Here is a 23668-nt window from a genome sequence, read left to right as displayed (position 1 = left end):
AATCAGCCCTTCACAGCGCCGGCGGCGATGCCGCGCACGAACAGTTTCCCTGAGATGAAGTAGATCACGAGCGGCACCAGGCCGGTGATGAGGGTCGCAGCCATGTTGACGTTATATTCCTTCACGCCCTGAACGGAGTTGACGATGTTGTTAAGCTGCACGGTCATCGGATAGGTATCGGGCTTGGTGTAGACGATGCCGAACAGGAAGTCGTTCCAGATGCCCGTGACCTGCAGGATGATGGCGACCACGAAGATCGGCAGCGCCATGGGCAGCATGATGCTGAGATAAATGCCCCAGAACCCTGCGCCGTCGACGCGCGCCGCCTTGAACAACTCCTCCGGCAGAGACGCGAAATAGTTGCGGAAGAGCAGCGTCAGGATCGGCATGCCGAAGATGGAGTGCACGATGACCAGTCCCCACAGACTGCCATAGAGGCCGATCTCGCGCAGCACGATCACGATCGGATAAATCATCACCTGATAGGGAATGAAGGCGCCGACGATCAGGATGGTGAAGAAGATGTCGGCGCCCTTGAAGCGCCAGTTGGCGAGCGCGTAGCCGTTTACCGAGGCGATGGCGATCGACAGGAAGACCGAGGGCACGGTGATGCGCACCGAATTCCAGAAGCCGCGGGACAGTCCGTCGCAGTTGAGGCCGGTGCAGGCGGTCGCCCAGGCCTTCACCCAGGGCTCGAAAGTGATCTCGAGCGGCGGCGCAAAGACGTTGCCGACCCGGATCTCCGGCATGCCCTTGAGCGAGGTGACGACCATCACATAGAGCGGCAGCAGGTAGTAGACCGCCGCGAAAATCAGCGCGCCATAGATGATGATGTTGCGGCGGGAGAAGGCGACGCGAGGTTTCGGCCCATGCGGGCCGCTCAGGCTGCCGGCGACGGCATCGGCTCCGGCGACGGTCGCCGCAAGCGTGGTGGGATTGGACATTTTATCGCCTCCGCCCGAATTCGAGATAGGCCCACGGCACGATGATGACCGCGACAGTCACCAGCATCATGGTAGAGGCGGCAAAACCCTGACCGAGATTTTGGGCGGCGAACATGTAGTCGTAGACATATTTCGCCGGCACCTCGGAGGCTTGGCCGGGGCCTCCGCTGGTCTGCGCGACGACGAGATCGTAGACCCGCACGATGCCCGAGGCGATGATGACCAGGGTGGTGATGAACACCGGCCGCATCATCGGGATGACGATGAAGAGGTAGGTCTTCCACATCGGAATGCCATCCACCCGCGCTGCCTTCCAGATATCCTCGTCGATGCCGCGCAGCCCGGCCAGCATCAGGCACATGACGAGCCCTGTCCCCTGCCACAGCCCGGCGATCAGAATACCGTAGATGACGATCTGCTGGTCGTAGAGCGGATTGAAGGTGAAGCTCTCCCAGCCGAGGCTGCGCACGATGTGCTGCACGCCGAAGTCGGGGTTGAGAATCCACTGCCAGACGAGGCCGGTGACGATGAAGGAAAGCGCAAAGGGATAGAGGAAAATCGACCTGAACGTGTTCTCGAACCGGATCTTCTGGTCAAGGAGGGCGGCCAACAGGAAGCCGATGACCAGTGAAAAGATCAGCGAAAGGATGCCGTAGATAAGAAGGTTTTCGATCGAGGTCAGCCAGCGCGGCGTCGACCAGAGGCGCTCATACTGGTCGAGGCCGACGAAATTCAGCCTTGGCAGCAGTCGCGAATTGGTAAAGGAATAGAGGACCGTCCAGAGCGTGCCGCCGACGAAAATGACGAGGGCGGTGAGGATCATCGGAATCGACGCGATCTTGGCGTTGAGATTCCTGAACAGTTGGCTGGGGCGGCGCATGGCCGCGCTCTCGTCGATGCTCATCTCGTGCTCCGGTTGCGCGAAAGCAGGCCGGCCCGTGCTCGGGTCGGCCCGCTATACGTGTGCTCGGCTAGTCGGCCGCGGCGATGATCTCGGCGTAACGCTTCTGCGCCTCCTCAGGCGTCAGCGACGGTGTCTTCCAGAACTCCACGAACAGATCGTTGAGCTGGTTGTTGGTGTCCTCAGTATTCAGCTGATTGGTGTCGGGGATGATGTCACCCTTGGCCAGAATCTCGAGGCCCTTCTTCATGCAGTCATTGGCGGCCGTGATGTCGACATCGCCGCGCACCGGCACGGAGCCCTTCTTCAGGTTGAAGGCAACCTGCGTTGCGGGATTCATCATCGTTGAGGCCAGGACTTCCTGGGCGGCGGTCTTGTCCGCATCGTCCAGCTTCGGGAAGTAGAAGGCGTCGCCGCCGGTCGAGATGAGTTCGTTGACGCCGAGCCCCGGCAGGCAGGTATAGTCCTTGCCGGCCACCTGACCGGCCACCTGGAACTCGCCCTGCGCCCAGTCGCCCATGATCTGACCGCCGGCCTGGCCGGTGATGACCAGATTGGTGGCCTGGTTCCAGTCCTGGACGTTCGACTTTGCCGCCATCTTGCGTGCATCGTCTGCGGCCTTGAATACCTTGGCGATTTCAGGCCCGGCGGCTACCGTCTCATCCTTGTCCTGGTAAACCTTCAGGAAGATATCCTTGCCGGCGATCGCCGGGATCAGCACGTTAAAGGCCCCGGTCGTCTGCCATGGCTGACCGCCGATGGCGAGCGGGATCTTGCCGGCCTGTTCGAGCGCCGGCGCGGCCGCGACGAACTCGTCCCAGTTCTTCGGCACCGGCACGCCGGCATCCTCGAAGGCCTTGTTAGAGAGCCACAGCCACTGCCAGGAATGGATGTTGATCGGGGCGCAATAGATCTTGCCGTCGAGCGTGCAGCCGTCGAGCAGGCTCTTCGGACGAACGATCTCGGCCCAGTTCTCCTTGGTGGCGAGATCGGTGAGATCGCGCATCAGGCCGGCCTCGACCAATTCCTCCGCCTGCCGACCGTGATTGAACTGCGTCGCCGCCATCGGGTCGCCGCCGGTGATGCGGCTGATCATGACCGGGCGCGCCGTGTTGCCGCCGCCGGCGATGGCGCCGTCGATCCACTTGTTGCCCGTAGCATTGAAGGCCTTGGCGAGTTCGGCAACGGCCGCGGCCTCGCCGCCGGACGTCCACCAGTGGGTGACTTCGAGATCGACGGCGGATGCCGGCGCCGCGAAGTTCAATGCAACGGTCGCCGCAAGGATTGCGGTCATGTGCCTATAACGCATCTGCCTATAACGCATCGCTGTTCCTCCCTGAATCTGAAACGTTACAGGTTACACGCTAAGCGAATGCGAACTCCGACGCAACGGCCTATCGCATTCGAAGTCTCTTTTTTTCGTGCCGCGAATTTAATGCTTATTCGGCGAAATGGTGCTGCAGCGCAGCAGTTCTTTGCTGCGCTGCGTCATCCACTACAACCCATCCGCTCAGGATCGCGGGAGACTCCGCACCTAACGACCCGCCGAGCGCCCGAACAATCTGTAACGTTTCAGATACTTGCGAAACTGCGCGGCCGGGTCCATGCTACAGGCTGTTGCCGCGTTTGTCGCTTTTGACGGATGGCTGGTAGGCGGGGGCCATGGACAAGGAAGTGCTGCACGATAACGAGACGCTCCGGCCCGACGAGGCCGGGCGCCCAACCTTGAAGACGATCGCCTTCATGACCGGGTTGGGCGTCACCACGGTTTCGCGCGCGCTGAAGGATGCGCCGGAGATCGGCGAGGAGACGCGGCGGCGGGTGCAGCTCGTCGCCCGGCAGGTCGGCTACAGGCCGAACCGCGCCGGCGTCAGGCTCAGGACCGGCAAGACCAACGTCATCAGCCTGGTGCTCAACACCGACGAGCAGATCATGAGCTTCGTGTCGGATATCATCTACGGCGTCTCGGAGGTGCTGGCGGCGACCCCATACCATCTGATCGTGACGCCCTATTCGCATGTCCAGGATCCGATGGATCCTGTGCGCTATGTGGTCGAAACCGGATCGGCCGACGGCATCATCATTTCGCGCACACAGCCGGACGACCCGCGCGTGCGCTACATGGTCGAGCGCAATTTTCCCTTCGCCACCCACGGCCGCACCGAAACCGGGCTGGCGCACCCGTTCCACGATTTCGACAATCACGCCTTCGCGGTCGAGGCGGTGCGGCGGCTGGCAAGCCTTGGCCGGCGCAGGCTGGCCCTGCTGACGCCGCCGCAGGGACTGACCTATCACCAGCATACGGTGGACGGGTTCGCCGACGCGCTGTCTGAGACCGGGGCGGGCGAAATCCCGTTCAACACGGTGTCGATCGACCATTCGATGGAGCAGATCCGCGCCCGCACGGCGCAGCTGGTGCGCCGCGAGAACCGCCCGGACGGCTTCGTCAGCAGCGCGGCGGCGGCGACGCTGGCGCTGGTGGCGGGCATAGAGGATGCCGGGCTGAAGCTCGGGCGCGATGTCGACGTGGTGTCAAAACAGTCGTCGCCGATCCTGCATCTGTTCCGGCCCGAGCTGCACCTCATCAACGAGGATTTCCGGCTCGCCGGCCGCGAACTGGCGCGCTCGGTGCTGGGCTGGATCGGCGGGAAGGCCCCGCAATCGCTGCAAAGCCTTTCGGTGCCGCAGGCGGTCGAGCCGTCGGCGCTCTAGCTCGCTCCGCTCCCCCACGGGCCGTGATGCGCGCCGGCCGCGTCGATGCGCTCGAAGCCGTGCGCGCCGAAGAAGTCGCGCTGCGCCTGGATGAGGTTGGAGGTGCCGCGGCCCTGGCGGTAGAGGTCGAAATAGGCGAGCGCGGAAGACAGGGCCGCCACGGGCAGGCCGGATTCGGAGGCGCGCGCCACGATGCTTCTCAATGAAGGATGCGCCTCCTTCATCATATCCACAAAGGCGGGTGTCATAAGCAGGTTGGACACCGCGCCGCCGGCAAAAGCCTCGGCGATGGCGCCCAAAAATTGCGAGCGGATGATGCAGCCGGCGCGCCAGATCTTTGCGATGGTAGGCAGCGGCAGGTTCCAGCCGAATTCCTTCGACGCCGCGTCCATGACGGCGAACCCCTGCGCATAGGCGGCTACCTTGCCGGCGAGCAGCGCAAGCTCGAGATCGCGCAGCACCGCTTCGCGCTCGCCGGCGAAGGCCGAAACGCCGCCGCTTCCGTAAACCCGCTCGGCCGCCTCGCGCTCGGTCTTGATCGACGACAATATGCGCGCCGAGACCGCTGCCTCGATCGCGGTGGCCGAGACGCCGAGCGTCTGCGCCTCGATAACCGACCATTTGCCGGTGCCCTTCTGGCCGGCGCGGTCGAGGATGATGTCGACCATGGGCTGGCCGGTCTGCGGATCCTCAGTGGCGAGCACTTCCGCCGTGATCTCGATGAGATAAGAGTTCAGCCGGCCGCGGTTCCAGCCGGAAAACACCGCGCCGATCTCCCTGGCCGGCATGCCGAGCCCGTCGCGCAATATGCCGTAGATCTCGGCGATCATCTGCATGTCGGCATATTCGATGCCGTTGTGGATGGTCTTGACGAAATGCCCGGCGCCGCCGGGGCCCAGCCAGGCCGCGCAGGGCTCGCCCTCGTATTTGGCCGAAATGTCGGTGAGTATCTTTTCGACGCGGGCCCAGGATTCGGGCGTGCCGCCGACCATGATCGACGGGCCGTGGCGCGCGCCCTCCTCGCCGCCCGAAACGCCCATGCCGATGAAGGTCAGCCCGGAGCCTTCGAGCTCGGAAAAGCGCCGCACCGTATCGCGGAAATTGGCGTTGCCGGCGTCGATGATGATGTCGCCCGCCGAAAGCGCGCCGCGCAGCAAGGCGATCTGCTCGTCGACCGGTTTTCCCGCCTGAACCATGATGATGACCGGGCGCGGCGGCTGGATGGCGGCGGCGAGCTCCTCGATCGATGCGCAGGGCACGACCATGCCGCGCAGGCTGCCGGCCGATGCGGCGAAGGCCTCGGTGCGGGCATGGGTGCGGTTGAACACCGCGATGCGGTGGCCCTTCTCGGCGATGTTGAGCGCCAGATTGGAGCCCATGACGCCGAGCCCGATCAGGCCGATTTCGGCTTCCTGCATTTGTCCGGCTCCTTGTGATTGCGGCGGCGATGATTGACGCGCCGGGCGCGCCTCGTCAACCGGTACGGCGCTTGCGGCCGTAGAGTTCGAGCCGGTGGTGCACGATGTCGTAGCCGAGCCTTTTGGCGATCTCGTCCTGGAGCTGTTCGATCCGGTCGGACTTGAACTCGATGACGTCGCCGCTTTCGATGTCGATCAGGTGGTCGTGATGGTCGCCGCCGGCCTGCTCGAAGCGCGACGGCCCGCCCTCGAAGGCGTGGCGGTGGATGGCGCCCATGCCCTCCATCAGCTTCATGGTGCGATAGACGGTGGAGAGCGAGATGCTGCCGTCGACGGCGACCGCGCGGCGGAAGATCTCGAGCGCGTCGGGATGGTCGCCCGCGTCCGACAATATGCCGAGAATGATGCGCCGCGGACGGGTGATCCTGACCCCCGCCTTGCGCAGCATTTTTTCGTAGTCGGGATTCTGATTCTTCGTTTTCGCCATGGTTCGACTATGCGCCAGATGACAGTCAGTTGCAAAGAGTCGGGGGCGCTAAACGCCCCACCTCGCCTCGTGCCGCAGGGGACAGTTTGCTTTTTTCCGCCCGCGCGAACGCTTCGACTGCAGCCACCTTTCCGCGGAAAGAAAGTAAACTGTCCCCGGCACGAACGCCTCCATCGCCACGCTGCCTTCCGGCCCTGGCCATTGATCCCTCCCCATTCCTTGCACTCGGCGCCGGCCGCTTGCGTCAGGACGTGTCGGGGCGCTGCAGAGCCCAGAAAGCCAGGCCGTGGACGACGTTCAAGATGTCGTGGACCTCATGGTCGGGCCGGCGCCGCCCGCCGGGCGGACGGCCGGGACGCAACGGCCAGACGCGGCGAAACGGGCCGGCACCGTGGTTCCTGTTTTGCGCGCCTGCGGCGTCCGGGCTTTTTCCATTTTGCGCGCCTGCGGCATCCGGACTTTTTCCATTTTGCGCGCCTGCGGCGTCGCGGCCCCGTACCCGCCAGCGGGCAAAACGCCTTGCCTCTCGCGGCAGGTCTTCCAGCGCGCGGCCGAGCGCTTGCAGACGCAGATTGAGACGCGTGGCGTCGACCGGGTCGTCGGGCGCGGGCGCGCCGGCAACGGGAAACGGTTCCGTCAGACCCGGGAGGCAGATGCGCGGAACCCCGCTCGCCGCCGGCCGCTTGCTGCCGCCCCATCGTGGCAGCGGATCGAAGAGCGGCAGGCAGAGCCTCCTTCGAGGCTCGGCTTCGCCTCGCACCTCAGGATGAGGGACGTTGCGCGGCATCACGATGCCGGTGCCGACGCCGGTGCGCGGGATCGCGGCCAGTTTCGGCGTGTACGGGCGGGCCGGCGGCAAGGCGACGACGATCCCGCGCGCGGCCACGATGATCAGCCGCCGCGCCGCCGCTTCGGCCGGGCGCAGCAGGCGCAGCACGGCGCGGTGAAGATGGCGCGGCAGGGTTGGCGCTGGGGAGAGTTTACTTTTTTCCGCCTGCGCCAGCCCCGAAGCCGCAGCGTCATTCTGCGGAAAGAAAGTAAACTGTCCCCGCAGCCCGGCCATGCCGACGAGCATGGCCAGCACGCGCTTCAGCGCCTCACGGTTTTTCTCGATCGCAGCATTCCAGTCCATCGCCGCCTCCTTTCAAGGGATTTTCGCGCGGGATGGGGAGGGGGTGGACAAGAATTTTCGCCAATTTTTTGCAGCCTCGCCGAGAAGCGCCCGCAGGGCCAAGCGGCCGCAACCAAGAGGAGCATGCTTGACAACCTACCATTCCTTGGGACTGTGAGGTTCCACGGGATTTTCAAAGATGCCAACCATGCGGGTCGAGGACCGTGTCGCAGAATTTCGTCGGAATGTTGCGGCCGATTTATATGCACCGGGCGACATCTTAGACTTGGAGTCTACTTTTGAGGCCGTTGATTCATATCGCGAGGAGGCCGCCGCCTTATCTGCTGCCGCTGCTAAACGTTTAGACGCCGAACGACTTGCTACGACTCTGTTAAGCCATCCACGCCTCTACAAAGTTCTCTTGGATATTCTCTCTATTTCGGCAGCGATTTCTCTTGAGGACGGTAGAAGTTTGCCGGCTCCCAACTCACCACCACGCGACCATAGCTCCGCCGTGGCAGCTGCCAGCATACTGATTGAACTCGGGCTGCCGGCGTTACTTGATGGCGTCACAGACGTGAGGCGCCTTTTGCTAATTCTTCAAATATCGGCTGACGCCGCTCGACGGCGCTTTCGAGTTGATGCTAAGATCAAACGACGAATCGAAACTGCGCTAAATAACTCGATCGCCGCGATTAACAGCGAAGGCACATGGAGTTTATCGATCTCCGATTCGGGCTCGCTACCATATCAGGTGCGTCGGTATAGCGAATACGTCGTATCGGTAAATGGCCATCCGCGGGTGGCAGTCGCCAGCACGTTTCAAACGGCGAGCGGTGGGCGCCAGAGCCGAGAACTGCAGACAGTCTATCCGAACTTGAACTCTGCACTGAAAACCAGTGGCATGTCGTTGATGCTAATTGCCGACGGTCTGGCAATGCGAACCATGCCTGAAAGAGTTTTGCGGCAATTGTTCCTCGGCGTGCCTCATACGATGACGCTCCGCCAAATGATCCTCGGCGGGATGGAGGATGCCTTGCGGGAATTAGCCCCACCTCCGCCTCCGCCGGACGTGAACGCAGCTGATCTAAGGCGGCTGATCGTAGGCATGCTAAATGATGGGGTTAGCGCACGGGTAGAAGGCCTTCCCGTGCCTGAGGACAGAGGTAAACAGGCACTTGCTCAATACGCATCTCAACCCGGCGAAGAGCTTTTGAGTCTTTCGCCTGACGGACGGGAGTTAGCTTGGGCACGGTCAAAGCTTGTATCATCCTTCCGCCGACTGGCGGTTTTTTTTGAAAGCAACTCAGCAATAGAGTCGGCGTTGGAACTATTTGGAGCGCTGCTAATCCGCGAAGACCGCGACCTTTCCGCAGTCACTGCCGAATTGAGAGATGATCTAGTTCTATCTACCCCATTTACCGTCTTAGCCCAAAGGGCTCTTCCTACTGCCAATGAACTGCAAGACCTATCCAAAATAGCCCTTCAATTGAGCCCAGAATCCAAAGTGGGTATCCTACTTGTTCAAGACTTGATTGGTCCAACCGCAGAGCGAATCATTCGTGACGCTCAGACTTTCCTGCCAGTCACGTTGGTAGTGATAGGCATGCAGCAGTGTGCGGGAATTGCTTCGGCGCGACAGAGCCCTAGAGAAGCATTACGCGAGTTGCTGCTACAGCAGACGGACTTGAGGAAGCTCAGCCCCTTCGTAGTTCGCGGAGCAACACCTTCTCGTGTGTTTTTTGGGCGAGAGGAGGAGGAAGCTAGCCTTTTGAGCACGTTGCCAACTAACAGCGTAGCTCTTTTGGGTGGTCGGCGCATCGGCAAAACCTCCCTGCTTCGCCATTGCCAGACGCGGCTACAAAGTGCTGACCTTAGACCCTTCTTCGGGGATTGCCAGACAGTTCGAACCTGGGAAGATTTCGGCCAGATGGCGCAACGTGCCTGGGAAGTGAAGCTTCCCACACAGTTTAGACCTCAACACCTCTTTTCACTGATCGAACGTTTGGATGACGGCTCAGGCCGCTCCATCGTTTTGCTTTTAGACGAGATTGACCAGCTGCTGCAGTGGGATGCTCAAAGGAGCAATGATGAAGTGCCCGAAGCGTTTTTTCGGGCGTGCCGTTCGATTTCCCAGCAAGGATTAGCACAGTTTGTGTTTTCAGGTGAACGAACAATTGCAAGTCGAATGTCGGACGCCAGCTCTCCGCACTGGAATTTTTGTAAACCTCTTATGCTTCAACAGCTGTCAAAGGGAGCAGCGGACGCGCTGATTACGCAGCCATTTGAGGCACTTGGTGTTGCGCTCCCTGAAAAGGAGGGGTTTGCCGATGCAGCATGGCACGTAAGTGACGGCCATCCGGAGCTCCTCCAATTACTGGGGGACAAAGTAGTGTCCGTGGTAAATCAACGGGAACGAACCAGCGCTTCGGTGAATGCGGCAGACATATACACGGTTTCGGGTGAATTCGAGTATGCTGAGCAGTACTTAGAGACTTATTGGGGGCAGGCGACAAAACTCGAAAAAATTATCAGTATACTTCTCATCAGCCAACCCTTATCGAATGCTGAGTTGCATGCGAAGCTAATCGATATTGATAAGGTGGTTGAACCACCCCGATTACGTCTGGCCCTTTATATGCTTGAGTTATACGGGGTCATTCAAAGGACCAATGACGGCTTCATGATGAAGGCCCATTGGTTTAAAGAGGCGCTGGAATTCTATGGAGGGCCGGATGCAGCCATCCTCCCTTATCTAAGCGGAGATCTGCAATGACATCTCTGAATGGCCCAGTACCGATGGACTCGCCATTTTATGTGCCTCGAACGTTCGAGACAGAAGCCCTCAAGACGCTTCTAGCCCGCGAGTGGGTGCTCTTATTGGGACCTCGGCAGCACGGGAAGACATCCGCTTTATTGCGGATTCGGAAGGGATTGGCGGATGCGGGGTTTGCTTGCGCATTTGTTGACCTGCAATCGCTGCCTCCGACGATCACATTTGCTGAGTTGCTTGAGCAATTCGCCCGCTCTGTCGCTCGAGGATTTGGCACGACGCTAGCAAAGCCAGCAACCCAATCGCCGACACTACGAGATTGGCTGGAGGCGGCCGCGCCGCCCGGCGAAGGGCCGATTGTCATTCTCGTCGACGAAGCCTCGGCAGTCCGTGATCCTCAGCTAAGAAGTGGCTTTTTCGGTCAGATGCGTGCCATGAAAAACGAGGCGGCATTCTGCCACGCCGGAGCAATCGAAAAGCGCTTGCAGTTCCTCTTTGCAGGCACCTTTCGGCAGGAATCTTTAATCGACAACCCTGCAAACTCTCCATTTAATGTCAGCAAGAGGATCGATACTGACGACCTCGGGCTGGCGGGCGTCAAAGCTCTGGTTGAGCTAGTGGTCGCACCGGGCGCTATTGACGGAATTGCTAGTAAGATTTTTGAGTTGGTAGGAGGGCAGCCTCATCTCGTACAAACACTGTTATCCACAGTTGAAGGCCTTGACCCTGTAGGTCAGGAACAGGGCATCTTCGATGCCTGTGCGGCGTTAAAGGTGACCGGAAATGAGCATACGAATTGGCTATTTCGAACTGTCATCGGCGACCCGGCACTCGCCTTAATCGCGTCAAAGGCGGCGGCGGAATCGAAAATCCAAAACGATCCGACGAACGCTGATTATAGACATTTGATTGTCCTAGGTCTTTTACGTCGAGATGGGCCTCACTTGGTATTTCGCAATCCCTTGTATGAGTATCTCGCACAGACACCGCAGTTCCGACCCGATCTTCCCTCGACCGAGATCAAAAGCGAATTGTTCTATCCGATCGGAAGCGGACTGTCGTTTGTAACCGATGAAAAAGATCGAGAAATCTGTACTAGGGCTTACGACGGCGCCGTGGCTGCGGCCAATGCCGGGCATTTTAGGCTTGCGTTGGTAGGGTTCGGAATTGCAATTGAAGGGCTTCTAATCTTCTGGCTGTCTAAACAACCAGCTCCCAATTTGGCGGCAGCTATTGCGGCGGCAAAGGCTGCACGGCCTCCGCTTTCGTTTAGCCGGTTTGAGGTCGAGACGGATCCGTCTTCGTGGTCACTGGCCAATCTCATGAGGGTTGCGCGACAGATGAACGGGGTAAGAGGCCCGCTAGAAGTCTCAGAGGCGCTTCGCAATATGAGAAACTATGTCCACCCGGCACTCATGAAGGCCAGCTATTTGGAGGAAGAGAAGCTTAAACCCGAAGCGCTGGCCGCGGGAGGTCTGCTTCAAAGCGTCATAAGAGATATGCAGTCTCCATAGCAGGGCTGCTCCCACAGTATTCCCTCAAGCCCCTGCCGAATACGCAGCGATCGCCGCCATGTTGACGATGTCGGAATCCTTGGCGTTGAGCGACACGATCTGCACCGGCTTGTTGAGCCCCACCAGAAGCGGGCCGATGACCATCGAGCCGCCGAGTTCCTGAAGCATTTTTGTCGAGATGCTGGCCGAATGGAAAGCCGGCATGACTAAGACGTTGGCCGGGCCGGACAGGCGGCAGAACGGATATTGCTGCATCGCCTTGGCGTTGAGCGCGACGTCGGCCGCCATTTCGCCGTCATATTCGAAATCGACGCGGCGCTTGTCGAGGATCTTTACCGCTTCCTGAACGCGCTCGGAGCGCTCGCCGGGCGGATGGCCGAAGGTCGAATAGGCGAGCATGGCCACGCGCGGCTCGTAGCCCATGCGGCGCGCGAAACCCGCCGCCTCCTCGGCTATGTCGGCGATCTGCTCGGCATTCGGCATGTCGTGGACGGCGGTGTCGGCGACGATGACCGTGCGGCCGCGGCAGAGCGCGATCGACACGCCGATGACCCGGTGGCCGGGCTTGGCCTCGATGACGCGACGGATATCGTCGAGCGCGGTGGAATAGTTGCGGGTGACGCCGGTGACGACCGCGTCGGCGTCGCCCAGCGCCAGCATGCAGGCGGCGAAATGGTTGCGGTCGTTGTTGATCAGCCGCTGGCAGTCGCGGAACAGGAAGCCCTTGCGCTGCATGCGCTCGTAGAGATAGTCGGCATAGATGGCGTTGCGCCGCGACAGGCGGGCGTTGATGATCTCGATGCCCGGCCGGTCGAGCTCGACGCCGGCATGGCCGGCTGTCTCCTTGATGCGATCCTCGCGGCCGACCAGGATGGCGGTGCCGAGCCGCTGGTTGGCGTAGGAGACGGCGGCGCGCATGACCTGCTCCTCCTCGCCCTCGGCGAAGACGACGCGCTTGGGCTGGCGGCGCACGCGGTCGTAGATGCGCTGCAGGGTCGAGGCGATCGGATCGCGGCGGGCGGAAAGCTCCTGCGCGTATTTGTCGAGATCGAGGATCGGCCTGCGGGCGACGCCCGAATCCATGGCGGCGCGGGCGACGGCCACCGGGACGGCCGAGATGAGGCGCGGGTCGAACGGCACCGGGATGATGTAGTTTGGACCGAATTTCGGGCGCATGCCCTGATAGGCGGCGGCGACGTCGTCCGGCACGTCCTGGCGGGCGAGCTCGGCCAGCGCGCGGGCCGCGGCGACCTTCATCTCGTCATTGATGGTAGTTGCGCGGACATCAAGTGCTCCCCTGAAGATGTAGGGGAAGCCGAGAACGTTGTTGACCTGGTTGGGATAGTCGGAGCGGCCGGTCGCCATGATGGCGTCGGTGCGGATCTCGGCGACTTCCTCCGGCGTGATCTCGGGATCGGGATTGGCCATGGCGAAGATGATCGGGTTTTTCGCCATGGACTGGATCATCGCGGGCGTCAGCGCGCCCTTGGCGGAGAGGCCGAAGACGATGTCGGCGCCGTCGAGCGCCTCGGCCAGGGTGCGCGCGTCGGTCTTAACCGCATGCGCCGACTTCCACTGGTTCATGCCCTCCTCGCGGCCCTGGTAGACCACGCCCTTGGTGTCGCACAGGATGACGTTCTCGGGCGAGAAGCCCATGGACTTGATGAGCTCGATGCAGGCTATGCCGGCCGAGCCGGCGCCGTTGCAGACGAGCTTCGCGGTCTTCATGTCGCGGCCGGTCAGATGCAGCGCGTTGATCAGGCCGGCGGCCGAGATGATGGCGGTGCCGTGCTGGTCGTCGTGGAAGACGGGGATGTCCATCAATTCGCGCAGGCGCTGCTCGATGATGAAGCAGTCGGGCGCCCTGATGTCTTCGAGATTGATGCCGCCGAAGGAGGGGCCGAGATACCTCACGCAGTTGATGAACTCGTCGACATTCTCGGTGTCGACCTCGAGGTCGATGGAATCGACGTCGGCGAAGCGCTTGAACAGCACCGCCTTGCCCTCCATGACCGGCTTGGCGGCGAGCGCGCCGAGATTGCCGAGGCCGAGAATGGCGGTGCCGTTGGAGATGACGGCGACCATGTTGCCGCGCGCCGTGTAGTCGAAGGCGCGGGACGGGTCCTCGGCGATCGCCTTGACCGGCACGGCGACGCCCGGCGAATAGGCCAGCGACAGGTCGCGCTGCGTGGCCATCGGCTTGGTCGGGTTGATTTCCAGCTTGCCGGGGCGGCCCATTGCGTGGAATTCCAGCGCCTCCTGCGCGCTGACGGACGGACCGGCACTTTCGGTTTTCTTGGCCATGGTTTCGAGCAGGTCCCTTCCCCTGGGGTATTTTCGTTTCTTTTTGTGGAGCGTTCGGGATTAAGGCTACACTTCGCCGCCGTAAAGCGCCAAGCAGGGGAAGCTTCTTTTTTCGGGGACAGGGTGAACGACGAAACGCCGATACGCATCGAGGGCAGCGCGCCGGCGGCAGTCGGCGCGGCGACGCCGATGATGGAGCAGTTCGTCGAGATCAAGGCGGCGAACCCGGACTGCCTGCTGTTCTACCGCATGGGCGATTTCTATGAGATGTTCTTCGAGGACGCCGAGATCGCCAGCCGGGCGCTGGGCATCGTATTGACCAAGCGCGGCAAGCACCAGGGCCACGACATACCGATGTGCGGCGTGCCGGTGCATGCGGCCGACGACTATCTGCAGAAGCTGATCGGGCTCGGCCACCGCGTGGCGGTCTGCGAGCAGATCGAGGATCCGGCCGAGGCGAAGAAACGCGGCTCGAAATCGGTGGTGAAGCGCGACGTGATCCGGCTGGTCACGCCCGGCACGATCACCGAAGACAAGCTGCTCAGCACCTCGGAATCGAACTTTTTGATGGCGCTGGGGCGGGTGAAGGGAGGCGCGGAAAACTCCTATGCGCTGGCGTGGATCGAGCTGTCGACCGGCGTGTTCCGCGTCGCAGAGACCAATGCCGAGGCGCTCGCGGCCGACATTTTCCGGGTCGATCCGCGCGAACTCATCGTGGCCGAGCCGGTGTTCTACGACGAGGAGCTGAAGCCGCTCTTCGACATGATCGGCCGTGTCGCCAGCCCGCAGCCGCCGAGCCTGTTCGATTCGGCCTCGGCTCCCGGGCGCATCGCCCGTTTCTACGGCGTCGCCACGCCGGACAGTTTCGGCACGTTTTCCCGCGCCGAGCTGTCGGCGATCTCGGGCATCGTCGCCTATGTCGAGAAGACGCAGAAGGCGGAGCGGCCGCCGCTCAGCCGGCCGGAGCGCGAGCAGGCCGGCTCGACGCTGTTCATCGATCCGGCGACGCGGGCCAATCTGGAACTCTTGCGGACAATGTCGGGCGGGCGCGACGGTTCGCTGATCAAGGCCGTCGATCGGACGGTTACCGGGGCCGGCGCGCGGCTTCTGGCCGATCGGCTGATGTCGCCGCTGACCGATCCCAAGGCGATCAATGCGCGACTGGATTCGGTGGCGTTCTTCGCCTCCGAATCAAGATTATGCCAAGGCCTCCGCGCGGCTCTGAAGGAGGCCGCCGACATGCCGCGGGCGCTGACCCGGCTGGCGCTCAACCGCGGCGGACCGCGCGATCTCGGCGCGCTGCGCTCCGGCTTCGAGGCGGCGCTCGCGCTCCGGACGCTGTTTGCCGACGCCGAGCTGCCGGCGGAACTGAAGGCGGCGCTGGACGCGATCTCGGCGCTGCCGATACGCTTCGCCGACCATCTCGGCGCCGCACTCGCCGACGAGCTGCCGCTGATCAAGCGCGACGGCGGCTTCGTCGCTACTGGCTACAACGCCGAGCTCGACGAGATGCGGGCGCTGCGCGACGAGGCGCGCAAGGTGATCGCGGCGATGGAGCGCGAGCTGATCGACGAAACCGGCATCCGCTCGCTGAAGATCCGGCACAACAATGTGCTCGGCTATTACATCGAAGTGACCGCCAACCATCAGGACACGATGATGGGGACGATTGCTGCGCGCGGAAAATTCATCCATCGCCAGACCATGGCGAACGCCATGCGCTTCACCACCACCGAGCTGGCGGAGATGGAGACCAAGATCGCCAACGCCGCCGACCGCGCGCTGGCGATCGAACTTGGCGTATTCGATGCGCTGACCGCCGAGGCGGTCGGCCATGCCGACGCCATCCGGGCCGGCGCGGCCGCGCTTGCGGTGCTCGACGTTTCGGCAGCACTCGCGGTGTTGGCCAGCGCCGAGGCGTGGCGGCGGCCCATCGTCGACGACAGCCTCGCCTTCGAGATTTCCGGCGGCCGCCATCCGGTGGTCGAGCAGGCGCTGCGGCGCACGGCCGGCGCGCCGTTCGTTGCGAATGATTGCGACCTGTCGCCTGAACAGGGCGGCAGGCACGGCGCGATCTGGCTTCTGACCGGGCCGAATATGGGCGGCAAATCGACCTTCCTGCGCCAGAACGCGCTGATCGCCATCCTTGCCCAGACCGGCTCCTTCGTGCCGGCGAAATCGGCGCGCATCGGCGTGGTCGACCGGCTGTTTTCCCGTGTCGGCGCGTCGGACGATCTGGCGCGCGGGCGCTCGACCTTCATGGTCGAGATGGTCGAGACCGCCGCGATCCTGAACCAGGCGGGCGAGCGGGCGCTGGTCATCCTGGACGAGATCGGCCGCGGCACCGCGACCTTCGACGGCCTGTCGATCGCCTGGGCCGCAGTCGAATATCTGCACGAGAAGAATTGCTGCCGGGCGATCTTCGCCACGCATTTCCACGAAATGACGGCGCTCGCCGGCAAACTCGAACGGCTCCACAACGTCACCATGCGCGTCAAGGAATGGGAAGGCGACGTGGTCTTCCTGCATGAGGTGGCCAAGGGCGCGGCCGACCGGTCCTATGGCGTGCAGGTGGCGCGGCTCGCCGGCTTGCCGGCCGCCGTTGTGGAGCGCGCCCGCGCGGTTCTGCACCAGCTCGAGGCTGGCGAGACCTCCGGCAAGGCCGACCGTCTGGTCGACGATCTGCCGCTGTTTTCGGCGGTGGTGAAGCGCGAGGAGCCGAAGCCGGCAAAGACGGACTCTTTGGGCGCTGCGCTCTCTGCGATCAACCCCGACGAGCTAACGCCGCGCGAGGCGCTGGAGGCTTTATACCGGCTGAAGGAAATGGCGGGGAAGTAGCCGCTAATCGGTTCGGTGTTGCTCGCCAGGTAGCGCAACTCTCCACCGAAGCTGGACCGCAGCCAATTTTTCACCGCCAAGAATTGGGCTATGCTTTGATTCGGCGCAGCCCACGCCTCCCCCCTCCGTCGGGAAAGCACAATTCATGCGGGGCCACCCGATTTGTCGAACCGACTGTTCGAGCACCAGGCATAAGGAGGGGTTGCGAAAATTGCTCGCACCAGGAGGTTTTCGATGAAGCTGTCTGCGCCTGTTTATCATTTGAAACGCAAAGCCAAACTTTTATCCCGTGACGAAAACATTCGACTTCACGAAGCACTCGACCGAATTGCCGCCAAGGAAGGATTCAGCAGCTGGAGTTTGCTTGCGGCCAAGCTGTCCGCTACCGCGCCCGTCAAGGAACTGTTTGCGAGGCTAAGTCCCGGAGATCTGGTGCTGGTCGGCGCGCGGCCGGGCCAAGGCAAAACCTTGATGAGCCTGGCACTGGCCGTCGAGGCAATGAAATCCGGCAATCGGGGCGTTTTCTTCACGCTCGAATACACCGAGAAGGACATCCTGAATCGTTCCCACTCAATCGGGACGGAACTGGCGCATTTCGGCGGGTTGTTCGAGTTCGACAATTCCGACGCCATAAGCGCCGCATACATCGTAGAGGCGCTGGATTCAGCGCCTCGCGGCACGCTGGTGGTCATAGACTATCTGCAGTTGCTCGATCAGAAGCGTGAAAACCCGGAACTGACGGCTCAGGTCAGCCAGCTGAAGTCGTTTGCCCGGGATAGGGGCCTTATCCTCGTCTTTATCTCTCAGATCGATCGGTCATACGATCCGTCGGAGAAGCCGTGTCCCGACATCAGCGACGTGCGGTTGCCGAACCCGCTGGATTTGTCGCTCTTCGACAAGACGTGCTTCCTGAACAATGGTGAAATGCGGTTCCAGGCGGCGAACTAACGTCCAATCTATCCAATCCCATTTGCGGGCGTATCGGTCGCCCGCAAATGGGTTGGCGTAAAAGACTTTCTTGTCCAGCGAGGACGAGCGACATGCCTTACGAATTGAAACCGGTCCATTCGCCGGAAGACTGGCGTCACTTGCACCACATCAGACGCACAGTTCTCTTCGGGCCCGGGCGGCACTCCGTCGGCTACGATGAAAACCATCCTGACGACCGCGCAGACGGGAACCTGCCCCTCCTGCTCCTTCTCGATACTCGGCCGATCGGTGTGATCCGTCTCGATCTGCGCGGAGAAACAGCCATCGTCCGGCTGGTTGCGGTCGCCGAAGAAGAGCAGGGCAAAGGCCACGGAAGGAAACTGGACACTCTGGTCGAGGCCGAGGCCAAGCGACGGGGTGTCAAGACTTTGCGGGTCAACGCCGCTCCGGAAGCTCTGGGATACTACAAGAAAATGGGTTGTCGGCGCGCCAGCTGGGACAAAAGCGAGCTGGTCGGCCTGATGAAAGACTGCGTCCAGATGAGCAAAGAACTTTGACCGGGGGCCGTTCCTTGTCTGAAGTATATGAAGAGGGGCTGGAACCGCAGCAGGAAAACCAGCAACAAAGCTGAGGCTATGTCGGCCGACCGGCAATCCGCGCGCCCCGGATCATCTCTGACCTATTGTTTCGCTTCGACTCCAAACGTGTTCCTTTGTCATGGAACCAACAGGAACCTGCCGCATTTGCCGCCCCATTTGTCCTTATAGCTTGTTGATCATCTACTAAACGAGGCAAACCGACATAATGATTACGACAAAGGCCGCGACCGCCGCGGCAACGCTGGCGGCCGGGCTGATGCTCGCCGCTTCCACGGGTTCGGCATCGGCGCAGTGCGGCCGCGCATCCTGGTACGCACTGCACTCCAAGACCGCGTCGGGCGAGCGCATGAATCCGTCCGCCATGACCGCTGCCCACCGCAGCCTGCCTTTCGGCACCAAGGTCAAGGTCACCAACAAGAAGAACGGCAAAAGCGTTGTCGTCCGCATCAACGACCGCGGTCCCTTCATCAAGGGCAGGGTGATCGACGTTTCCAAAGGCGCGGCGCAGAAGCTCGGCTTCATCAGTTCAGGGCATACGGCGATCTGCTTGGATTGGAAGAGCTAAGACGCTGCCAGGGCGCAAGGCCGTCCTCGATCCTCATCCTCTCTCAGTTTTTGCGGCCGGCGCTGCCCCTCACCCTTACCCTCTCCCCGTGAAAAACGGGGAGAGGGGGACGTCGGCGTTGCGGCCGATCGCCAGCACCTGAGACTGGCGTCACTGCTGATGCAAAACGCCTGCGTCGGAGACTGGCATCGGCGATGACGCCCCCCTCTCCCCGTCTCTACGGGGAGAGGGTAAGGGTGAGGGGCGGCACGACTGGTAAAAGGCTAGCGCAAAAACCTGTTGGCGGCGGTTTCGGCCATCGCGTCGGCCAGGCCGAGCCGCCATTGCGAGCGGCAATAGGCGCGGAAGTCGAAGCAGGGCAGACCCGGGCACACTTCGAATTCGATGAGGTGGACGGTATCGTCGTGCTCGACGCGGAAATCGAGCGAGAACACGTCGCGCAGGCCGAGCGCCTGCATGAGCCGGGCAGCGATGCCCCGAACCCTTTCGTCAGCCAGCGGCTGGCTGCCGGCCACGGGCGCCAGATCCGGCTCCGCATAGGAGCCCTGCGCCTCGGCGCTTGCGCCGGTCTCGCCATAAAGCACGAGACTGTCTTCCATGGTCTGGAAGTCGCCGCCGGAATCGACGAAGGCGACGCCCAGCGCTTCAATACGGGTCTGCGGCGTCAGTCTGAGAAAGCTCGCCCTGACATTGCGGCCCCGCACATAGGGCTGCACGACGACGTCATCACGGTAGGCGGCGAAGACACGGCGGCTGAGTTCCAGCGCCTGATCCAGACCCTTGCAGTGCGAATCCGGCCAGATGCCGATCTTGGCCCCGAGCCGGTTCGGCTTGACGAACCAGCCGCCAGCCGACGCCGGCGGCTCCGCCAGCCAGAGGCCGTTTCGCGCAAGGCCGCTCTGCGGCACCGGCAGGCCGAGCGAATGCAGCACCGCGCCGGAACGGAACTTGTCCTGGCATAGCGCAAACAGGGAATCGTCGGAGCCGATCGTCGGCAGGCCGTTGAGGCGCGCCAGAGCCGGCCCGGCGCTGCCGCGGAAATAGGCGACGCCGTCGCTCAGCGTCCAGACCAGGGTGCGCTCCCGATCGCAGCGCGGCAGCGTCGCCGCCGCTTCGTCGAGCTCCACCGGCGCAAAGTCGAGGCCGCGCGCGGCGCAGGCTCGCTCGATCTCGCCGAACTCCAGCGCGAGATCGGTGCACTGCGCCAGATAGGATGAAATCTCCAGCGCCTGCCGTTCGGCGAAGCCCTGGACCGCCAGCCGCGTGCGGCAGGCGGCTTCGGGTTCGTAGATCAGCACCAGTCGCGGCCGGGCCATATCGTTCAGATCGACACTTTCGGTTCGAAGCGGCCGCGCACGGGCAAGTCGATGAGGAAAGTCTTGCCGGCTTGCGGGTCGGCGCGGCGGGCCTCGGCATCCAAGCCCTTCCACGCCGAGGTCACCACCAGGCGCGCCGCATCGGGACCGGCGAAAGCCGGGCAGGAGGACTGGCTGGCCGGAATCGGGATCGACCGCAAACGCCTGCCCTCGGGCGACCAGGCGTCGACGGAACCTGCGCCCCAGCGCGCATTCCACAAAACGCCGTCGGCATCGACCACCGAGCCGTCGATCCAGCCTTCCTGGCCGCGCCAGTCGAGGAAGATGGCCGGCTCGCCCGCCGGCATGCCGGTCAGCGGATCGCAGGCGACCCTGAGGAGCAGACCGGACGGTGTGTCGGTGAAATAAGCGGTCGCCCCGTCCGGCGAGAAGCAGATAGAATTGGGGATAGCAATATCGGGATAGAGCAGGCGGATTTCGCCGGCGCGGAACCAATAGATGGCGCCGTCCTTGGGACCCTCGTCCTTGGGCATTGTGCCGATCCACATGGCGCCGGAAGGATGCACCCGCGAATCGTTGGAGCGCGTCAGCGGATTGTCGGCTTCGAGCGGCGTGTGGAGCGTCAGTGCGCCGGTGCGTGCGTCGCGCAGGTAAAGCCCGTTCTCGGCGACCAGCAATTGCCGGTCCGCATCAATGATCGCGATGGCGCTCGCCATGAAGGGCAGATCGTGCACGGTGGTAGCGCCGTCCGGAAACCGCTTTTCCAGGAGCTTGCGGCCGACAATGTCGAACCAGAACAGCTTGCCGCTGCCGGGATCGTAGGACGGCCCCTCGCCGAGTTCGCAGGCGACATCGGAGAAGACCGAGACGGCGGGCTCAGCCATGGGCGGATGGTCCGAAGGCGGCGCGCCAGGCACTGACCGCGGCTTCGGCGCGCTCGCGCACCGCCGCTACGCTCATGCCGGGCGCAAACAGGCTGGAGCCGAGACCGAATGTGCGCACGCCGATCTTCGCATAATCGGCGAAATTCTTGTCCGAGACGCCGCCGACAGCACCCACCACCGCATCGGCCGGCAGCACCGCCATGATGGCGGCGATGCCCTTCGGCCCTAACACGCTGGCGGGGAAGAATTTCAGCGCCGATGCGCCGAGGCGCAGCGCCTGGAAAGCTTCGCTGGGGGTGAACACGCCCGGCATCGTGACCAGCCCGTGATGGGCGGCGCGGTGCATCACTCCGGCGTCGATGTTGGGACTGACCAGCAGCCGCCCGCCCGTGTCGGCAAGCCTGTCCACGTGATCGGCCGTCAGCACAGTGCCGGCCCCGAGCAGCGCCGAAGGCGGCAGCGCCGAAACGATGCGCTCGATCGAGGTGAACGGGTCGGGCGAGTTGAGCGGGACCTCGATCGCCTCTATGCCAGCCTCGAACACGGCCGAGGCCATGTCGACCGCCTCCTCGGGGCGCAGGCCACGCAGGATCGCCACCAGGCCGTGGGCGAGCTTCGGGAAGGGCGCGCATGCGGTCATGCCGTCACTCCTGCCGGCATGATTATGCCGAGATGGCGCGCCGCGGCGAACAGGCCGGCGCGGACCGCCTCGTCAGCCTCGACGGGATGGAACTCGAGGCCGGCAAGGCCAAGTGCTGCCTCGTAGAGCGGGCGCAGAGCCCCTGACGCGACCAGGACGACCGGAGTTCCAGAACGCGCGAAGCGGCGGGCGGCCGACGCGATCTCGGCGCCGATCAGCAGGCCGGACAAGGCGGCCGCGGCCTGGTCGGGCTGAAGGTCGAGCAGCAGGGTCGAGGCGCGTATCCGGAACAGGCGGGCGCTCACATCGCCGGGATCGGACAGGCTGTCCTGGCACCAGCTCCGGAAGAGCGGGTCCGTTGCGGAGACTGCATGCGATTCCGCGCCGAGCGAATGGCTGAGGATCGAATGGCCGGCCAGCACCGAGAACAGTTCGCCGGTCATGTAGGTGGCGAAGCCGGCGATGGAGCCACCGGCGATATCGACCCATTTGGAATGCGTGCCCGGCATGCAGACAATATGGCTGTCGGAGCCGAGCAGGCTGGCGATGCCGGCAAGCTGGGTTTCCTCGCCGCGCATCACGTCGGGGGACGCCGGATCGCGCTGGGCGACACCCGGAAGGATACGGATATCGCGCCGCGAACCGGGAATGGGCTTTGCGCCGGCGAATATGCCCTGCATCGAGGCGGGAACGGCGACATAGGGCGCCTCGATCCAGCCCTGCCGCGAGCCCGCCATGCCGCAGATGATCGCCGGCAGTTCGGCCGGCGCGCCCATGGCGGCGAGGTGCCCCTCGAGGATGCGCGCAAAACCGTCCGGCCGCGCGGCCAGCATGCCCTCTTCGCTGCGGCGCTCTGCCAGCACGCTGCCGGCCTGGTCGAGCAGCCAAATGCGCAGGCGCGACGTCCCCCAGTCGACCGCAGCGATGCTGGCGCTCACAGGTAGCCCCCGTCGACGATAAGCGTCTGTGCTGTCAGCATGAGCGATGCGTCGGAGGCCAGGAACAGGCACGGGCCGACCATGTCCTCGGGCTTCATCACCTCGCGGATGCACTGCTTGGCGACATGCGCCGAAAGCGCCTCGTCGGTCACCCAGAGGGCGCGCTGGCGTTCGGTGATCACCCAGCCCGGCGCGATCGCATTGACGCGGATGCCGTCCGGGCCGAGCTTTCCGGCAAGGCCCTTGGTCAGTCCGATAATGCCAGCCTTGGCGGCCGTATAGGACGGCATGTCGGGGTGGTTGATAAGGAAGGAGGTCGAGGTGAAGTTGATGATGGAGCCACGGCCAGCCTCCTTCATGCCCGGCGCAACTGCCTGCGCAGTAAAGAAATGCGGGCGCAGATTGATGGACTGGTTCTCGTCCCAATAATCGACGGTGACGTCCTCGATGGCATGGCGCTGGTCAAAGGCGGCATTGTTGATCAGCACGGTTGCCGGGCCATGCGCGGCTGCCGCGCGGGCCACGGCGGCGCGTAGCGCCTCGACGTCGCGCAAATCGCATTTCAGGAACAGCGGCCGTGCGCCGATTTTTTTCTCGACCGCATCGCACAGCGCCTCGCTTGCCGCTTCGGCGATATCGATGAAGGCGACCTTGCAGCCCTGCAGCGCGAAACCTTCGGTGAGCGCCGCACCGATGCCCGATCCGCCGCCGGTGATGAGGACCGATGCACCCTCGAGGTCGGGAAATCTGGCCGATGGCATCATGGCGATCTGCTCCGTGCGCTGCGCCGCTGG

19 protein-coding genes are annotated in these 23668 nt (G+C 63.0%); 7 read left to right on the top strand and 12 right to left on the bottom strand.

What is annotated here, in order from left to right:
- Positions 1-2: 2 nt before the first annotated feature.
- The 3 genes from ABVK50_RS25745 to ABVK50_RS25735 all read right to left on the bottom strand — a co-directional run bounded on the left by ABVK50_RS25745 (position 3) and on the right by ABVK50_RS25735 (position 3154).
- The gene (locus tag ABVK50_RS25745; protein ID WP_353643880.1) at positions 3-944 is read right to left on the bottom strand and encodes a carbohydrate ABC transporter permease; all 942 of its coding nucleotides are present in this window, start codon (positions 942-944) and stop codon (positions 3-5) included.
- Position 945: 1 nt separating this feature from the next.
- Positions 946-1848: a sugar ABC transporter permease gene (locus ABVK50_RS25740; protein WP_353643881.1), complete on the bottom strand. Its 903-nt coding sequence runs from the start codon at positions 1846-1848 to the stop codon at positions 946-948.
- A gap of 67 nt (positions 1849-1915) precedes the next feature.
- The gene (locus tag ABVK50_RS25735; RefSeq protein WP_353645812.1) at positions 1916-3154 is read right to left on the bottom strand and encodes an ABC transporter substrate-binding protein; all 1239 of its coding nucleotides are present in this window, start codon (positions 3152-3154) and stop codon (positions 1916-1918) included.
- A gap of 353 nt (positions 3155-3507) precedes the next feature.
- Here ABVK50_RS25735 and ABVK50_RS25730 point away from each other — a divergent pair, with 353 nt between their 5' ends.
- Complete coding sequence (locus ABVK50_RS25730; RefSeq protein WP_353643882.1) at positions 3508-4557, top strand: LacI family transcriptional regulator; 1050 nt, start codon at positions 3508-3510, stop codon at positions 4555-4557.
- Here the strand turns inward: ABVK50_RS25730 and gndA are convergent.
- The 3 genes from gndA to ABVK50_RS25715 all read right to left on the bottom strand — a co-directional run bounded on the left by gndA (position 4554) and on the right by ABVK50_RS25715 (position 7594).
- Positions 4554-5975 (bottom strand): NADP-dependent phosphogluconate dehydrogenase, encoded by a 1422-nt coding sequence (gene gndA, locus ABVK50_RS25725; protein WP_353643883.1) that lies wholly within the window; start codon positions 5973-5975, stop codon positions 4554-4556. The two genes, ABVK50_RS25730 and gndA, sit on opposite strands and share 4 nt — an antisense overlap.
- 55 nt (positions 5976-6030) lie before the next feature.
- Positions 6031-6462: a Fur family transcriptional regulator gene (locus ABVK50_RS25720; RefSeq protein WP_353643884.1), complete on the bottom strand. Its 432-nt coding sequence runs from the start codon at positions 6460-6462 to the stop codon at positions 6031-6033.
- A 244-nt stretch (positions 6463-6706) separates the two neighbouring features.
- Positions 6707-7594 (bottom strand): hypothetical protein, encoded by an 888-nt coding sequence (locus ABVK50_RS25715; RefSeq protein WP_353643885.1) that lies wholly within the window; start codon positions 7592-7594, stop codon positions 6707-6709.
- Positions 7595-7781: 187 nt separating this feature from the next.
- On the opposite strand from ABVK50_RS25715, the gene ABVK50_RS25710 reads away from it, so the two are divergent.
- Positions 7782-10349: an AAA family ATPase gene (locus ABVK50_RS25710; protein WP_353643886.1), complete on the top strand. Its 2568-nt coding sequence runs from the start codon at positions 7782-7784 to the stop codon at positions 10347-10349.
- The gene (locus ABVK50_RS25705) at positions 10346-11860 is read left to right on the top strand and encodes an AAA-like domain-containing protein (RefSeq protein WP_353643887.1); all 1515 of its coding nucleotides are present in this window, start codon (positions 10346-10348) and stop codon (positions 11858-11860) included. Before ABVK50_RS25710 ends, ABVK50_RS25705 begins: the two co-directional genes overlap by 4 nt.
- Positions 11861-11884: 24 nt before the next feature.
- Here ABVK50_RS25705 and ABVK50_RS25700 read toward each other — a convergent pair whose 3' ends face one another.
- The gene (locus ABVK50_RS25700) at positions 11885-14164 is read right to left on the bottom strand and encodes an NADP-dependent malic enzyme (protein WP_353643888.1); all 2280 of its coding nucleotides are present in this window, start codon (positions 14162-14164) and stop codon (positions 11885-11887) included.
- Between the two features lie 189 nt (positions 14165-14353).
- Here ABVK50_RS25700 and mutS point away from each other — a divergent pair, with 189 nt between their 5' ends.
- The 4 genes from mutS (at position 14354) to ABVK50_RS25680 (ending at position 19096) form a co-directional block, all read left to right on the top strand.
- The gene (mutS, locus tag ABVK50_RS25695) at positions 14354-17002 is read left to right on the top strand and encodes a DNA mismatch repair protein MutS (protein ID WP_353645813.1); all 2649 of its coding nucleotides are present in this window, start codon (positions 14354-14356) and stop codon (positions 17000-17002) included.
- 234 nt (positions 17003-17236) lie between these two features.
- Entirely contained in the window at positions 17237-17950 is a 714-nt protein-coding gene (locus tag ABVK50_RS25690; protein ID WP_353643889.1) for a DNA helicase, read from the top strand.
- A 92-nt stretch (positions 17951-18042) separates the two neighbouring features.
- Positions 18043-18489 carry a GNAT family N-acetyltransferase gene (locus tag ABVK50_RS25685; RefSeq protein WP_353643890.1) on the top strand — a complete coding sequence of 149 codons (447 nt, stop codon included), beginning with the start codon at positions 18043-18045 and terminating at the stop codon, positions 18487-18489.
- A gap of 247 nt (positions 18490-18736) precedes the next feature.
- Positions 18737-19096, top strand: coding sequence for a septal ring lytic transglycosylase RlpA family protein (locus ABVK50_RS25680; RefSeq protein ID WP_353643891.1), 360 nt, complete (start codon positions 18737-18739; stop codon positions 19094-19096).
- A gap of 263 nt (positions 19097-19359) precedes the next feature.
- Here ABVK50_RS25680 and ABVK50_RS25675 read toward each other — a convergent pair whose 3' ends face one another.
- From ABVK50_RS25675 to ABVK50_RS25655, 5 genes are read right to left on the bottom strand one after another with little or no spacing between them, the layout of a single operon-like run.
- A complete protein-coding gene (locus ABVK50_RS25675; protein WP_353643892.1) occupies positions 19360-20412 on the bottom strand; it encodes a D-alanine:D-lactate ligase-like protein in 1053 nt (350 codons plus the stop codon).
- A gap of 5 nt (positions 20413-20417) precedes the next feature.
- The gene (locus ABVK50_RS25670; RefSeq protein ID WP_353643893.1) at positions 20418-21296 is read right to left on the bottom strand and encodes an SMP-30/gluconolactonase/LRE family protein; all 879 of its coding nucleotides are present in this window, start codon (positions 21294-21296) and stop codon (positions 20418-20420) included.
- The gene (locus ABVK50_RS25665) at positions 21289-21936 is read right to left on the bottom strand and encodes a 2-dehydro-3-deoxy-6-phosphogalactonate aldolase (RefSeq protein ID WP_353643894.1); all 648 of its coding nucleotides are present in this window, start codon (positions 21934-21936) and stop codon (positions 21289-21291) included. The genes ABVK50_RS25670 and ABVK50_RS25665 overlap by 8 nt, the downstream gene beginning before the upstream one ends.
- Positions 21933-22874 carry a 2-dehydro-3-deoxygalactonokinase gene (locus tag ABVK50_RS25660; protein WP_353643895.1) on the bottom strand — a complete coding sequence of 314 codons (942 nt, stop codon included), beginning with the start codon at positions 22872-22874 and terminating at the stop codon, positions 21933-21935. Before ABVK50_RS25660 ends, ABVK50_RS25665 begins: the two co-directional genes overlap by 4 nt.
- Entirely contained in the window at positions 22871-23638 is a 768-nt protein-coding gene (locus ABVK50_RS25655) for an SDR family oxidoreductase (RefSeq protein ID WP_353643896.1), read from the bottom strand. Before ABVK50_RS25655 ends, ABVK50_RS25660 begins: the two co-directional genes overlap by 4 nt.
- Positions 23639-23668: the final 30 nt, after the last annotated feature.

It is taken from the genome of Mesorhizobium sp. WSM2240 (assembly GCF_040438645.1).
Classification (GTDB): Bacteria; Pseudomonadota; Alphaproteobacteria; order Rhizobiales; family Rhizobiaceae; genus Allomesorhizobium.
The sequence above is the reverse complement of the archived record's forward strand: the minus strand, read 5'-3'. Positions and strand labels throughout refer to the sequence as shown.

Coding starts and splice junctions, on each gene's coding strand:
- gndA (WP_353643883.1), bottom strand. CDS start 5,975: ATGCAGGAAGCCGAAATCGGCCTGATCGGGCTCGGCGTCATGGGCTCC.
- ABVK50_RS25735 (WP_353645812.1), bottom strand. CDS start 3,154: ATGCGTTATAGGCACATGACCGCAATCCTTGCGGCGACCGTTGCATTG.
- ABVK50_RS25710 (WP_353643886.1), top strand. CDS start 7,782: ATGCGGGTCGAGGACCGTGTCGCAGAATTTCGTCGGAATGTTGCGGCC.
- ABVK50_RS25680 (WP_353643891.1), top strand. CDS start 18,737: ATGATTACGACAAAGGCCGCGACCGCCGCGGCAACGCTGGCGGCCGGG.
- ABVK50_RS25690 (WP_353643889.1), top strand. CDS start 17,237: ATGAAGCTGTCTGCGCCTGTTTATCATTTGAAACGCAAAGCCAAACTT.
- ABVK50_RS25675 (WP_353643892.1), bottom strand. CDS start 20,412: ATGGCCCGGCCGCGACTGGTGCTGATCTACGAACCCGAAGCCGCCTGC.
- mutS (WP_353645813.1), top strand. CDS start 14,354: ATGATGGAGCAGTTCGTCGAGATCAAGGCGGCGAACCCGGACTGCCTG.
- ABVK50_RS25745 (WP_353643880.1), bottom strand. CDS start 944: ATGTCCAATCCCACCACGCTTGCGGCGACCGTCGCCGGAGCCGATGCC.
- ABVK50_RS25740 (WP_353643881.1), bottom strand. CDS start 1,848: ATGAGCATCGACGAGAGCGCGGCCATGCGCCGCCCCAGCCAACTGTTC.
- ABVK50_RS25715 (WP_353643885.1), bottom strand. CDS start 7,594: ATGGACTGGAATGCTGCGATCGAGAAAAACCGTGAGGCGCTGAAGCGC.
- ABVK50_RS25665 (WP_353643894.1), bottom strand. CDS start 21,936: ATGACCGCATGCGCGCCCTTCCCGAAGCTCGCCCACGGCCTGGTGGCG.
- ABVK50_RS25655 (WP_353643896.1), bottom strand. CDS start 23,638: ATGATGCCATCGGCCAGATTTCCCGACCTCGAGGGTGCATCGGTCCTC.
- ABVK50_RS25685 (WP_353643890.1), top strand. CDS start 18,043: ATGCCTTACGAATTGAAACCGGTCCATTCGCCGGAAGACTGGCGTCAC.
- ABVK50_RS25720 (WP_353643884.1), bottom strand. CDS start 6,462: ATGGCGAAAACGAAGAATCAGAATCCCGACTACGAAAAAATGCTGCGC.
- ABVK50_RS25705 (WP_353643887.1), top strand. CDS start 10,346: ATGACATCTCTGAATGGCCCAGTACCGATGGACTCGCCATTTTATGTG.
- ABVK50_RS25730 (WP_353643882.1), top strand. CDS start 3,508: ATGGACAAGGAAGTGCTGCACGATAACGAGACGCTCCGGCCCGACGAG.
- ABVK50_RS25670 (WP_353643893.1), bottom strand. CDS start 21,296: ATGGCTGAGCCCGCCGTCTCGGTCTTCTCCGATGTCGCCTGCGAACTC.
- ABVK50_RS25700 (WP_353643888.1), bottom strand. CDS start 14,164: ATGGCCAAGAAAACCGAAAGTGCCGGTCCGTCCGTCAGCGCGCAGGAG.